Raw genomic sequence first — 13,711 nt, 5'->3', positions numbered from 1 at the left:
CGAACCGGCTAAGCGAACCCAACCAACCGAAACTAGCCGACCCAAACCCGCGCATTTCGAAACATTCGCAACCAGGCGCCGTCTTCGCGCCAGTCGGCCGGATGCCAGGAATTCTGCACCGCTCTAAAGCAGCGTTCGGGATGCGGCATCATGATGGTGAAGCGACCGTCACTAGACGTCAGGCCGGTAATGCCGAACGGCGATCCGTTCGGATTCGCGGGGAAGGCCTCGGTTGCTTGGCCGGCGTTGTCCACATAGCGCACGGCGACCAGCCCGTCACATGGTCCCTGTTCGCCAAACACCGCCCTACCCTCGCCGTGCGCCACCACCACCGGCAATCTGGACCCGGCCATGCCGTCGAAGAAAATCGACGGCGAGGCGGCAATTTCGACCATCGCGACGCGAGCCTCGAACTGCTCCGACACGTTACGTTTGAACTCCGGCCAATGCGCCGCACCGGGGATAATGTCCTTCAAGCCCGACATCATCTGACAGCCGTTGCAGACGCCCAGGCCAAAGGTATCCGGGCGGGCGAAGAAGGCGGCGAATTCGTCGCGCGCCTTCGGATTGAACAATATCGATTTCGCCCAACCGCCGCCGGCGCCGAGTACGTCGCCGTAAGAAAAGCCGCCGCAGGCCACTAAACCCTTGAAGTCGCTCAGACTAAGCCGGCCGGCGATAATGTCGGTCATGTGCACGTCGATCGCGGCAAAGCCGGCACGGTCGAAAGCCGCCGCCATTTCTACGTGGCCATTGACACCCTGTTCGCGCAAGATGGCGACTTTGGGGCGCTCGGCATGCACGAATTGAGCGCTGATATCGTCGTTGATATCGTAGGTCAACACCGCCGACAAGCCGGGATCGCCATCATCGGCAATACGTTCAAATTGCTGTTCGGCGCAATCCGGATTGTCGCGGAGCGCTTGCATCCGGTAGCTGACTTGCGACCAAGTTTGCTGCAATTCGGCGCGCGTCGCACCGTAAAGCTGTTGTCCCGCCTTGAATATCCGCAATTGCTGACCGTCGACGACGCGACCGACCACATGGCTGCAATCGTCCAGACCGGCGTGGTCCAGCAGGCGAGCAACGTGGTTATAGTCGCTATTTTTGACCTGCAACACCGCGCCTAATTCTTCGTTGAACAACGCCGTCAGTGCGTCGCCCGGCAAATCGGACAAATCCAGATCGACACCCAGGCGGCCGGCGAACAGCATTTCGGCGACTGTCGCCAACAGACCGCCGTCGGCGCGGTCGTGGTAGGCCAAGATCAGGCCTTTGTCGTTCAAGGTTTGGATCGTTTCGAAGAAACGTTTGAACAACATCGCATCGTCCAGATCCGGCGCTTGGTTGCCGAGCTGACAATAAACCTGAGCCAGAACCGAGCCGCCGAGACGATTTTTGCCGAATCCCAAGTCTATCAGCAACAGTACGCTATCTTCGGCCTTCAGTTCGGGGGTCAAGGTGGTACGGATGTCCGTGACCGGCGCGAACGCGGTAATGATCAACGACAGCGGCGCCGTCATGGTGTTATCCGTTTGACCGTCGTGCCAGACCGTCTTCATCGACAGCGAATCCTTGCCAACCGGAATTGCGATGCCCAGCTCCGGGCACAATTCCATACCGACCGCCCTGACGGTATCGAACAATGCCGCGTCTTCGCCGGTGCTGCCGCAAGCCGCCATCCAGTTCGCGGATAATTTGACATCGCTCAGTTTGGCAATGCGCGCGGCGGCCATATTGGTCAGCGCTTCGCCGATCGCCATCCGGCCGGATGCCGGGCCGTCGATCAGCGCCAGCGGCGTGCGTTCGCCCATCGCCATCGCTTCGCCGGTGTAAGCTTGAAAACCGGACGCCGTGACCGCGACGTCGGCACACGGTACCTGCCAAGGACCGACCATCTGGTCGCGCGCCACCAACCCTGTCACCGAACGGTCGCCGATATGGATCAGGAAACTCTTGTCGGCCACGGCCGGAAATGCCAGCACGCGCTTGATCGCTTCGGCCAGTTCGACCGGTTCCAGCGATAAATCGGGCAGATTTTTACTGATACGTTGCACATCGCGATGCATTTTCGGCGGCTTACCGAACAGCACCGACATCGGCAGATCGATAGGTGTAGACGTTCCGAACCATTCGTCGCTCAAACTCAAATGTTCTTCGTCGGTGGCGTGGCCGATCACCGCGTACAAACAATGCTCGCGTTGGCAGAATGATTCGAACAAATCCAAAGATTCCGGTTTGATCGCCACCACGTAGCGTTCCTGGGCCTCGTTGCACCAGATTTGCATCGGCGACATGCCTTTGTCGGCACTCCGCACCTTGCGCAGCTCGAAGCGACCGCCACGAACGCAGTCGTGGATGATCTCCGGCACCGCGTTGGACAAACCGCCGGCGCCGATGTCGTGGATCGAGACAATCGGAGTGCGCTCGCCCAGCGAATTGCAGTGGTTGATCACTTCCTGACAACGGCGCTGCATCTCCGGGTTTTCCCGTTGCACCGACGCGAAATCCAGTTCCGCCGCGCTGGCGCCGGAGCTTTGCGACGAAGCCGCGCCGCCGCCCAGGCCAATCAACATCGCCGGGCCACCCAAAATGACGATCAAGGCCCCGGCAGGAATCGCTTGCTTTTCGACCAGCATCGGCCGGATGTTACCCAAGCCGCCGGCGATCATGATCGGTTTATGATAGCCGCGATATTGTCCGGCTTGACCGGTTTCGGCCGGCTGCTCGAAGCTGCGGAAATAGCCGGCGATGTTGGGGCGGCCGAATTCGTTGTTGAACGCCGCGCCGCCGATCGGGCCGTCCAGCATGATGTCGAGCGCCGAGGCGATGCGTTCCGGCTTGCCGAGGTCGGTCTCCCAGGGCTGCGGGAAACCGGGAATTTTCAAATGGGACACGCTAAAGCCGGTCAAACCGGCCTTGGGCGCGGAACCGCGGCCGGTGGCGCCTTCGTCGCGTATCTCGCCGCCGGAACCGGTCGCGGCGCCGGGGTGCGGCGAAATCGCGGTCGGGTGGTTATGGGTCTCGACCTTCATCAAGATATGCGCGGCTTCCTCGACATAGCCGTAACGATGGCTGTGCGCGTCGCGAATAAACACTTGCGCGCTAGGTCCTTCCAGCACCGAGGCATTATCCTTGTACGCCGACAGTACGCCTTGCGGATGCAGATTGTGGGTGTTGCGGATCATCGCGAACAGCGATTTGGCCTGTTCTTCGCCGTCTATCGTCCAACTGGCATTGAAGATTTTGTGGCGGCAATGCTCGGAGTTCGCCTGGGCAAACATCATCAGTTCCACGTCGGTCGGATTGCGGCCAAGCTTTGTGAAACTGTCGGTCAGATAATCGATTTCGTCTGCCGACAATGCCAGGCCCAATTCGACGTTGGCTTGCTCCAGCGCGGCACGGCCGCGTTCGATTATCGCCACGGTTTGCAGCGGTTTGGGTTCGTGTTCGGCAAACAGAGTCAGTTCGGCAAGATTCGTGACGACTTGCTGGGTCATCCTGTCGTGCAGCGCGGCCGTCAACGCGGCTATGTCCGATTCGTCAAACGGTGAGCTAGTGGTGAACGCGTATTCGATACCGCGCTCAATCCGCTTGACCGAGGTCAATCCGCAGCGTTCGGCGATCTCCGAGGCTTTGCTGGACCATGGCGAAATAGTTCCCAGCCTGGGTACGACGCAAACCCGATTCATCGGCTCGGCCGGCCAAGCCTCATGACGATCGCCATAATCCAACAAGCGTTCCAGCATCGCCCGTTGGTCAGTATCCAGATCGGCCGCTAATTGCACGAAGTGCAGATAACGGGCCGCGACGGCGGTCACTTGGGGCTGCTGAGCTTGCAAGACGCTGAGTAGTTTTTCGATTCGAAAACGGGACAGTGCGGAGCTACCGGGTAGGGTCAACATGGGCATGTACTCGATATTAGGTGCGGCGTCGGCCGCGAGGCTGTTTGGATACGGTGAATTCAGGCGCGCGGGCGGCGCGGGGCGAACCCGTCAGGGTTGCGCGGCCGGCTCGCCATCCGCCGGCAAGTCCTGCTTGATACCGTCGGTGATCAAGCGCAATAACGAAGTCGCGGCGGTATTGGACAAACTTCGACCTTCGCTGTCTTGCACCGTCACTTCGGTGGCATCGGCCGATAAGGCCTGCAAGCTGATCCGGTACTCGAGTTCCTGGCTGGGATCGTCGCCGAACATGAAATTAAACTCGTCCAGAATAGAGCCGTCTTCGGGTTTGATCGCATTCGGATCGTATTTGACAAAGAAATAGCCTTTGTCCATGTTACGTTCGACGATCTCCAACTTCTGGCGGCTCAGCGATTTGCTGACCAACCACCAAGCTTGGATAATCGATTGATCGATTTCCAGACTGCTGACGCCGTCGCTAGCCTGGCGCTGGGGGCGTTCGCCGGCGGATTCGGCCGGCGAAACGCCGGGCGCCGGCTCTACCGGCGCCTTGGCGACTTCCGGTTTCGCGGCCGGCTCCCTTGGCTTGGCCGCGGCCGGCTCCGCTGCCGCGGACGAACTCGTCTCCGCCGTCTCGACCGGTACCGACGCGGTCGTGGCGACCGGCGCCGGGGTGTCGGTCCGAGTGGCCGCAGGCGCGCGGGTCGGAAAGGTTTTGTTTTTCAAATCGTCCGGCACGACTAATTCGGGGATCTCTGTCGTAAACTGGTAATCCCGCTCTTTATCGGGAAACAGGCTTTTGACGTAACCGCAACCGCCCACCGCGCTCAGCACACCCGCCAGCAATAGCCAGCGACCTAACCGAATGGCGCGCATGTTAAAGCGCACCCGCCTGCCGCATCGCGGCTCTTACCGGGTCGTAACAATCCTCGGTCAGCCAAGTCAACGGCAAACGAATACCGGTACCGATCAGGCCCATTTCGGCGACGGCCCATTTCACCGGAATCGGATTGGACTGAATGAACAGCTTGGCATGCAATCCTTGCAATTTGGCGTCTATCGCTTCGGCCGCCGCCCGGTCGCCGCGCATCGCGGCCGTCAACATGTCGTGAACCAGGCGTGGCGCGACGTTGCCGGTCACGGTGATGCTGCCGTTGCCGCCCAATAGACAGAATTCCAGACTGGTGGCGTCGTCGCCGGTGTAAATCGCAAACTCGGCACCGGTGAGATCCCGGATTTGCCGGACTCTTTCCAATTTGCCGGTCGCCTCTTTAACGCCGACAATGTTTTCGACTTGCGCCAAACGGCCGACGGTTTCCGGCAACAAATCGCAACCGGTACGGCCTGGGACGTTGTAAAGGATCTGCGGGATGTCGACAGCTTCCGCGACGGCTTTGTAATGCAGATACAAGCCTTGTTGAGTCGGTTTATTGTAATAAGGCGTCACCAGCAAACAGGCATCCGCTCCGGCCGCCTTGGCCCGCCGAGTCAGCGCGATCGCTTCGCGGGTGCAATTGGCGCCGGTGCCGGCGATCACCGGTATCCGGCCGGCGACATATTCGACGCTTGCCTGGATGACTCGGCAATGCTCGTCTTCGTCCAGCGTCGCCGATTCGCCGGTCGTGCCGACCGCGACCAAAGCGTCGGTACCTTGCTCGATATGAAACTCCACCAAGCGCTTCAGAGCGGCGAAATCCACTGCGCCGTCATCCGTCATCGGGGTTACCAGAGCAACGATACTACCTTGAATCATGCAAATCTCTCGTCAGGAATTAATCAAAAACAGTCGGCATTATATCAAGCCAAGCGCTAAAGCCCAGTGCGCTTACCGATTTTAACCGTCGCGGCGGCGAAACCATTTAATCTCGAGAAACCAGCCGTAATACAGCGCGAACGCCACCAAAAACACCAGATACCCGGACCAAAGAATGTCCGATAAAAAATGGCCGCCCGCGGTCATCCGGGTGAACCCCAAGGTCCAACCCAGCGCCAAGGTCAATAGCAGATAAACTACCTTGTGATTTTGCGACAGAAAATACAGTACGAAAAAACTGTAGCCGACCGAACAATGACCGCAGACGAAAGACTTGTCCGGCGTTCCGCCGATCTTGCCGGGCGGAATATAGCGATGCTCGCCGCCGAACTCGGTTACGTGCACCGGCCGCGGCCGCCCCCAATGATCCTTGACAATCAAATTGACGACCACGCCCGGTCCTACCGCGATCACCAACAGAATGTAAAGCGCCCGCCGCCGGAAGCGGCGAGTGAAGTGGTGAAAATGGCTGGAGATATACACCGCCAGCGCCGCGACACCCGACCATACTGTAAACGGAAACGCGTAGTCGTAGAGCGGCTTAACCAACCACCAATGCCGATAAGGCCAAGCTTGTTCCGGGTCGTCGGGCCGATAAAACCAACCGGCGATCGTCAAATCCAGATCGGTCAACCAGAAAACCAAGGTCGTCGTGGTCGCGAGCAGAAACCAAATGGCCAATTCCAATCGGGCGCGGGCGAGTTTACGGTGAGGCATGACCTTCCTGATGCAGTGTTAGCGGCGCTGGCCAAGCCTTCAACTTCTCGGCCCGATAAACATAGTATTTTGTCGACGGCTTGGCCGGATCGGCGACTTCGCCCAGCAAAGTCAGGCCTTCCAGGCTGTCCGACCAGCGCTTGTCGAAGCGCGCGGCTTGAATGTCGGCGACCAGAAACGCCGGCTGGCCCAAGTGTTCAGTCGGACCGGGCCAGACTTCGTACTGCGAGGTCACGCCGCCGCTGGCTTCATAGCGGTAGACGCGAGGATGGTCCGGCAAATAAAACGCCAGCTGACTGGCCAAAAAGCGGTGTCCGACCGTGACGAAGACCGGCCGGTCCGAGCCGGATTCGGTCCGATAGGTGTCGATACGCTCCGCCAACACCCGCCATTGCTTGAAACGTTTCGTCGGATCGAGTTTGGAGTTTTGCAAATTCAAGGCTTGTAAAACCGCCGGTAACGCATAGGTCAGCAAGACCATCGCCAAGCCGACCGCCAAGCCGGCTTTCAACCAGCGGCCGGGAGCCGGCGCGGCGCCGGCCACTAGAATCAAGCCAGTGAAATAAAACGGCATCGGCCAGTTGCCCTGGACTTTTTGGCCGAAACTCAGCGCCAAAATCAACAACAACCAGGCCGGCCCCATCAGCCATAGAAAGCGCCGCTCGTCATCCCATTGCCGAAATCCGGACAACCCGCGTAGCGCGGTCGCCAGCGTCAAAACAAACATCAGCGGATTCAACAGCAACAGTTGGTAAAACCAGAAATCACGAACATCGCGCAGGCGTCGCCAAGCATCGAATTCACCCTCGTTGCCGAAATGACTCTTGCTATGACCGAACATGACCCAATCATGCTGGTCGTTCCAGACCAGAATAGGCACCGCGGCCAAAACGACCGGCGCCAGATAGCGCCAAAAGTCACCGCGAAAATGCCGGCGCCGCGCCGTGCTAGCGCCCAAAAACACCGCCAACGCCAACGGCTGCAACAACGCGGCCTGCTTGCTCAGCAAGGCCAACGCCGTCGCGCAACCGGCCCACAGCCAAGCCCGCTGGTGACCGTCGAACACGGCGCGGCGCAGATAATAAACCGCGGCGATCCAAAAACAATATAACGGCGGATCGATGGTCATCAGAAAATTGGCCAGCACATTGTTCGGCGTCGCCAATACCAGCAACAGCGTCAGCGCCGCCGCCCGCGTGCCGTAAAACGCCCTGGCCGTGGCGTGCAGATAGTAAAGAAAACCGGTGCCGAGCAACACCGCCGGCATCCTTACCGCCCAAGCGGTATCGCCGAACGACCAGGTGGAAGCGCCTATCAGCCAGGCTACCATCGGCGGTTTGCTGTAATAGCACCAGTCCGGTCGCCGCGACCAGTCCCAGTAATAACTCTCGTCGCCGATCAGATCCAGGCCGTTGAACGCCAAGAAGCCGATCCGTAGTGCGAGAATCGCCAGCAGCAACGGCCAGCGCCATCGGTGTACGCTGTCCAACCAGTGCTCGAAACCGGCCGCGCTCATTCCCATTTCTCCAAATAATGCACCAGCAATTGCAGACTGCGTTGTCCGCGAAATTCGTTGATATCCAGTTTAAAGGCCGCATTCACCTTGCGGCAACCCAGCCAATTTTCCGGCCTATCGGCAAAAAACGCGATGGCGTCGAACAATTGGCCGCCGAACGGTAATTTGAGCACCAGCTTCAGGTGCTGCTGCCCGACAATGCGACATTGGATGACATCGAACACGCCGTTAAACACTGGCTCCGGAAAAGCCTGCCCCCAAACGGCGGCTTGTTGCAAAGTTTCGGCAAAGGCCAGCGTCATGTGCGCCTCATCCAGTTCGCCGTCGCTATAGACTTTTTGTTCGAGATCCACCGCATCCAGACGCGCTTCGACCGCGCCGGCAAACGCCAACGCAAAGTGCGGGTAATCGTGCAATTTAATCGTCAATCCGGCCGCCATCGCGTGACCGCCGAATTTTTCCAACACCTGCGGATGAGCGGCCGCGACATCGGCCAACACGTCGCGGATATGCACGCCGGGTATAGAGCGAGCCGAACCCTTGATGTCGCCGTGGTCGGCCGGCGCGAATGCGATCACCGGCCGGTGCAATCTGTCCTTGATCCGCGAAGCCAGAATGCCGACCACGCCTTGATGCCAATTGGCGTCGTACAAGCAAACCCCGGCCGGGACGTGCTTGTCGTCCAGCGCCTTCATCTCGGCCAGCAAGGCCATCGCTTCGGATTTCATCTGGCCTTCGACGTCGCGGCGATCCTGATTCAGGGCGTGCAGCTGCTCGGCGATGTCGCGGGCCAGACCGGCGTCTTCCGTTAACAGGCATTGAATGCCCAAACTCATGTCGTCCATCCGACCGGCCGCGTTCAGGCGCGGCGCCAACGCAAAGCCAAGATCGGCGGCATGGATGCCGGCCAGCGTTTTGCCGGCCACTTCCGCGAGCGCTTTAATGCCGGGCTGACATTGTCCCGAGCGTATCCGCAGCAGACCCTGGTGTACCAGTATCCGGTTGACCTGATCCAGCGCAACGACGTCGGCGACCGTACCGAGCGCGACATAATCCAGCAACTGCGCCAGATTCGGCTCGGCGATGCCGTTTTTCTCGAACCAATGCCGCTCGCGCAGCCGAATCCGCAAGGCCATTAGCACATAGAACATCACACCGACCCCGGCGATGTGGCGACTGGGAAACTTGTCGTCGGGCAGATTGGGATTAACGATGGCGTCGGCGTCCGGTAATTCTTGGCCGGGCAAATGATGATCGGTCACCAACACTTTAATGCCGGCCGCCTTTGCCGCCGCCACCCCGGCAATGCTGGAAATGCCGTTATCGACGGTGACGATCAAATCTGGCTTCCGGCGTTTGACCAGTTCGACGATTTCCGGCGTCAAGCCGTAACCGAATTCGAAACGGTTGGGCACGACGAAATCCACCCCGCGAGCGCCCATCAACGCCAAACCCTTGATCGCCAATGCGCAACTGGTTGCGCCGTCGGCATCGAAATCCGCGACGATCGTAATCGCCAAGCGCTGCTCGACGGCGTTCACCAAGTGCTCGACCATCGACTTGATACCGGACAACAACCACGGCGACGGCAAACGCGCCAAACCGCGATCCAGTTCGTCGCTACCCTGCACGCCGCGACTGGCGAAGACGCGCTGCAACACCGGGTCCATCCCGTCGAAATGGCCGTGCTTGACCAGCACCGGCCGCGGCACGATCGCTTTCTTGCTGCCCTGTAAGTACATGTCTTCCAATAAAAAAGCCGGCTAAGCCGGCTTCGCCAAGTTCGCGGCGGCGATCACATGTTGTCCAGAATCGCTTTTTTTACGGCATCCAGCGTGGCTTCTATCGTGACCGGATGCGTGTCCTTACACTGAGCGATCGCGGTATCGGGGTCCTTGATGCCGTTACCGGTCAGCGTACAGACGATGGTACTGCCGTCCGGAATCTTGCCGCTACCAATATCGTGCAGCGCGCCGGCCAGCGAGGTGGCGGAGGCCGGCTCGCAGAAGATGCCTTCGAATTGCGACAACATCTTTTGCGCGGCTAGAATTTGTTCGTCGCCGAACGACGCAAACCAGCCGCCGGATTCTTTTTGGACGTTCCAAGCCAAATCCCAGGATTGCGGGTGGCCGATCCGAATCGCGGTCGCGACCGTTTCCGGGTTGTCGACCATTTTGCCGACCACGAACGGCGCCGCGCCGGCGGCTTGATATCCGCACATCACCGGACGCTTATCGATGACGGCCGCGTGGCCGGCGCTGTCGGAGGCGTATTCGCTGTAACCCTTCCAATACGCGGTGATGTTGCCGGCGTTGCCGACCGGCAGACAATGAAAGTCCGGCGCCCGGCCCAGTTCGTCGACAATCTCGAACGCGGCGGTCTTTTGGCCTTCCAAACGAAACGGGTTGATCGAATTGACAATGGTAACCGGCGCGTGGTCGGCGACTTGTTTGACCAAGGCCATGCCGGCGTCGAAATTACCGTTGATCTGGATGATTTGCGCGCCGTACATCAGGGTCTGCGCCAATTTACCCAACGCGATCTTGCCCTCCGGAATCAACACGAAAGCTTTGATGCCGGCCCGCACCGCGTAAGCGGCGGCGGCGGCCGAGGTATTGCCGGTCGAGGCGCAGATGATGGCCTGGCTACCGGCTTCGACAGCTTTGGTGACCGCCATCGTCATGCCGCGATCCTTGAACGAGCCGGTTGGATTCAGACCTTCGAACTTGACGTAAATATCGACATCCTTGCCGATCAGGCGGGGGATGTTTTGCAATTGAATCAGCGGAGTGTTGCCCTCGCCCAAGCTGATCAGCCGAGTGGTGTCCGAGACCGGCAGGCGATCGCGGTAATGCTCTATCAAGCCGGTGTAGCGTGTGTGTTGTGCCATTGATTATCCTAAGGTTTCCAAGCGGATGCGCGCGACTTTGCCGCTGACCGTGGTCAACGCTTCGATGTCGGCGATCGCCGCATTCATTTCTTTTTCCAAGGTTTGCTGGGTCAGCATGATGATAGCCACCGACGTTTCGCCTTGCGGCGGCTCTTTTTGAATCAAGGCTTCGATGCTGATGTTGTATTTGGCTAGAATCCGGGTCACATCGGCCAGCACGCCGGGCTTGTCCTCCGCAGTCAAGCGCAGGTAGTAAGCCGTTCGAATCGCGTCGGCGGACAGGACCGGAATATCGGCGATGGCGTCGGCCTGAAAGGCCAGATGCGGTACTCGGTTTTCCGGATCGCTGGTCATCGCCCGCACCACATCCACCAAATCCGCCACCACCGCCGACGCGGTCGGCTCCGCGCCGGCGCCGGCGCCGTAATACAAGGTCGGCCCGACCGCATCGCCGCAAACCAATACCGCATTCATGACACCCTCCACGTTGGCGATCAAGCGGCGCTTCGGGATCAGCGTCGGATGCACGCGCAATTCGATGCCGGACTCGGTCTTGCGGGCGATACCCAGATTTTTGATTCGATAGCCCAAGGCCTCGGCGTATTCCACGTCGAGGCGGGTGATTTTGGTAATCCCTTCGGTGAAGACTTTGTCGAACTGCAACGGGATGCCGAACGCGATCGACGCCAAGATCGTCAATTTATGGCCGGCGTCGATGCCTTCGACGTCGAAAGTCGGATCGGCTTCGGCATAACCCAAGGCTTGCGCTTCGGCCAATACATCCGCGAAGTCGCGACCTTTGTCGCGCATCTCGGTCAGGATGAAATTGCCGGTGCCGTTAATGATGCCGGCCAACCATTGAATTTGATTGCCGGCCAGGCCTTCGCGGATGGCTTTGATGATAGGAATGCCACCGGCCACCGCCGCTTCGAACAACACCATCACGCCTTTCTTGCCGGCTTCGGCGAATACCTCGTTGCCGTGCAGCGCGATCAGGGCCTTGTTGGCGGTGACCACGTGCTTACCGTTGGCAATCGCGGTCAAAACCAATTGTTTGGCGAGGTCGTACCCGCCTATCAATTCGACGACGACGTCTATCTCGGGATCGTTGACGATTTCGAACGGGTCGGTGGTGAGGGCGATGCCTTGGGTGTCGCAAATGCGTGCCCGGTTCAGGTCCCGCGCCGAGGCGCGGGTCACGACGATTTCGCGGCCGGCACGACGCGCGATTTCTTCCGCGTTGCGTTTCAAGACGTTGACGGTACCGCCGCCGACGGTCCCCAACCCCAGTACACCCACTCTAACCGGCTTCAAATCCGACTCCTAAACTTTGTCCAAAATGGCGGCGATTATACAACGTTGTCTTTTTTCAGCATATTACGGATGCTGCGCAAGGCCTGCCGAGTGCGATGTTCGTTCTCGATCAAACTGAAGCGGATATGATCGTCGCCGTGTTGGCCGAAACCGATGCCCGGCGATACCGCCACCTTGGCATCGATGATCAATTTCTTGGCGAACTCGATCGACCCCATGCCTTGATAGGCGTCCGGAATCTTGGCCCAGACGAACATCGTCGCCTTGGGTTTTTCCACATGCCAACCCATCGCGTTCAGGCCGTCGCACAATACGTCTCGGCGCGCCTTGTACATATCGCGGATTTCCGCGACGCAATCCTGCGGACCTTCCAGCGCGGTAATCGCCGCGACCTGGATCGGCGTAAAGGTACCGTAATCCATGTAAGATTTGATCCGGGTCAATGCCGCGACCAAGGTCGGATTACCGCACATGAAGCCGACCCGCCAGCCGGGCATGTTGTAACTTTTAGACAACGAGAAAAACTCGACCGCGATGTCCTTGGCGCCTTCCACTTGCAGAATCGACGGTGCGACGTAGCCGTCGAATACGATGTCGGCGTAGGCAATATCGTGAACGATCCAGATATTGTGTTCCTTACAAATCGCGACGACTTTCTCGAAAAAATCCAGCTCGACGCACTGGCAAGTCGGATTGCCGGGAAAGTTGAGGATCAGCATCTTAGGCTTGGGCCAGCATTCGGCGATGCCTTTGTGCAATTCCTCGAAGAAATCGGTACCGGGCGTCAGCGGCACGTGCCGAATGTCGGCGCCGGCGATGACGACGCCATAAGGATGGATCGGATAGGCTGGATTCGGCACCAACACCACGTCGCCGGGACCCAAGGTCGCTAGCGCCAGATGCGACAAGCCCTCCTTGGAGCCTATCGTGACAATGGCTTCGGTATTGAAATCCAAATCCACGTCGAAGCGTCTTTTATACCAACCGCAAATCGCCTTGCGCAGGCGCGGAATTCCTTTGGACACCGAATAACGGTGAGTATCGTCGCGCTGGGCGACTTCCAACATTTTGTTCAGGATGTGCGGCGGGGTCGGTTGATCCGGATTGCCCATGCCGAAGTCGATAATGTCCTCGCCGTCCGCTCGGGCTTTGGCTTTCAGTTCGTTGACGATGTTGAAGACGTAAGGCGGTAGGCGGCTGATGCGATGAAATTCTTCCATTAACGACTCTTGATCTGGTGCTGGTGAGGTTTTAAACAAGGCCGGCTAAGGTACTGGTGTTGCCTGGCAATGTCAATTGCCGGCCCAAATGCAACAGGCCGGCGGCGAGGCTTATGGCCCGCAGCTGTAGCCTAGCGGCCTAAATGTCGACCGGCGGACTGAGCGGCGAGCCGGCGATAGCGATCAGCGGCCGGCCGAGGAGGGTTTCTCCACGCCTTCGCTCGCGGGTTGGTTGAGATAGGAACCGCCCACCAAAAACACCAGTACTATCAGATACAGCACCGCCGCGATATTTTTTGCCCGTTTACTGCCGTCGTCCGGATTGATTTCAGTCAT

10 protein-coding genes are annotated in these 13,711 nt (G+C 59.1%); all 10 read right to left on the bottom strand.

Annotated features, from left to right (window positions below; genetic code table 11):
- Positions 1 to 32: 32 nt before the first annotated feature.
- Positions 33 to 3,905: a phosphoribosylformylglycinamidine synthase gene (purL, locus tag BJL95_RS07405; RefSeq protein ID WP_071156713.1), complete on the bottom strand. Its 3,873-nt coding sequence runs from the start codon at positions 3,903 to 3,905 to the stop codon at positions 33 to 35.
- Positions 3,906 to 3,995: 90 nt separating this feature from the next.
- Positions 3,996 to 4,781: an outer membrane protein assembly factor BamC gene (gene bamC, locus BJL95_RS07400; RefSeq protein ID WP_071156711.1), complete on the bottom strand. Its 786-nt coding sequence runs from the start codon at positions 4,779 to 4,781 to the stop codon at positions 3,996 to 3,998.
- A gap of 1 nt (position 4,782) precedes the next feature.
- Complete coding sequence (gene dapA / locus BJL95_RS07395) at positions 4,783 to 5,658, bottom strand: 4-hydroxy-tetrahydrodipicolinate synthase (RefSeq protein ID WP_064029676.1); 876 nt, start codon at positions 5,656 to 5,658, stop codon at positions 4,783 to 4,785.
- Between the two features lie 81 nt (positions 5,659 to 5,739).
- Positions 5,740 to 6,435: a phosphatase PAP2 family protein gene (locus BJL95_RS07390; protein WP_064029678.1), complete on the bottom strand. Its 696-nt coding sequence runs from the start codon at positions 6,433 to 6,435 to the stop codon at positions 5,740 to 5,742.
- A complete protein-coding gene (locus BJL95_RS07385) occupies positions 6,422 to 7,951 on the bottom strand; it encodes a glycosyltransferase family 39 protein (protein WP_071156709.1) in 1,530 nt (509 codons plus the stop codon). The genes BJL95_RS07390 and BJL95_RS07385 overlap by 14 nt, the downstream gene beginning before the upstream one ends.
- On the bottom strand, positions 7,948 to 9,693 hold the full coding sequence (gene recJ / locus BJL95_RS07380; protein ID WP_083385762.1) for a single-stranded-DNA-specific exonuclease RecJ: 1,746 nt from the start codon (positions 9,691 to 9,693) through the stop codon (positions 7,948 to 7,950). Before recJ ends, BJL95_RS07385 begins: the two co-directional genes overlap by 4 nt.
- Before the next feature lie 53 nt (positions 9,694 to 9,746).
- Positions 9,747 to 10,841, bottom strand: coding sequence for a threonine synthase (thrC, locus tag BJL95_RS07375; RefSeq protein ID WP_064029682.1), 1,095 nt, complete (start codon positions 10,839 to 10,841; stop codon positions 9,747 to 9,749).
- A gap of 3 nt (positions 10,842 to 10,844) precedes the next feature.
- Entirely contained in the window at positions 10,845 to 12,155 is a 1,311-nt protein-coding gene (locus tag BJL95_RS07370; protein WP_071156707.1) for a homoserine dehydrogenase, read from the bottom strand.
- A gap of 35 nt (positions 12,156 to 12,190) precedes the next feature.
- A complete protein-coding gene (alaC, locus tag BJL95_RS07365; protein ID WP_064029686.1) occupies positions 12,191 to 13,375 on the bottom strand; it encodes an alanine transaminase in 1,185 nt (394 codons plus the stop codon).
- 183 nt (positions 13,376 to 13,558) lie between these two features.
- On the bottom strand, positions 13,559 to 13,711 hold the full coding sequence (locus BJL95_RS25080) for a hypothetical protein (RefSeq protein ID WP_175463662.1): 153 nt from the start codon (positions 13,709 to 13,711) through the stop codon (positions 13,559 to 13,561).

It is taken from the genome of Methylomonas sp. LWB (assembly GCF_001856095.1).
GTDB classification, from domain to species: Bacteria; Pseudomonadota; Gammaproteobacteria; order Methylococcales; family Methylomonadaceae; genus Methylomonas; species Methylomonas koyamae_A.
Note: the sequence above shows the minus strand (reverse complement) of the source record. Positions and strands in the feature narration are given on the sequence as shown.

Coding starts and splice junctions, on each gene's coding strand:
- dapA (WP_064029676.1), bottom strand. CDS start 5,658: ATGATTCAAGGTAGTATCGTTGCTCTGGTAACCCCGATGACGGATGAC.
- thrC (WP_064029682.1), bottom strand. CDS start 10,841: ATGGCACAACACACACGCTACACCGGCTTGATAGAGCATTACCGCGAT.
- recJ (WP_083385762.1), bottom strand. CDS start 9,693: ATGTACTTACAGGGCAGCAAGAAAGCGATCGTGCCGCGGCCGGTGCTG.
- alaC (WP_064029686.1), bottom strand. CDS start 13,375: ATGGAAGAATTTCATCGCATCAGCCGCCTACCGCCTTACGTCTTCAAC.
- bamC (WP_071156711.1), bottom strand. CDS start 4,781: ATGCGCGCCATTCGGTTAGGTCGCTGGCTATTGCTGGCGGGTGTGCTG.
- purL (WP_071156713.1), bottom strand. CDS start 3,905: ATGTTGACCCTACCCGGTAGCTCCGCACTGTCCCGTTTTCGAATCGAA.
- BJL95_RS07385 (WP_071156709.1), bottom strand. CDS start 7,951: ATGAGCGCGGCCGGTTTCGAGCACTGGTTGGACAGCGTACACCGATGG.
- BJL95_RS25080 (WP_175463662.1), bottom strand. CDS start 13,711: ATGACTGAAATCAATCCGGACGACGGCAGTAAACGGGCAAAAAATATC.
- BJL95_RS07390 (WP_064029678.1), bottom strand. CDS start 6,435: ATGCCTCACCGTAAACTCGCCCGCGCCCGATTGGAATTGGCCATTTGG.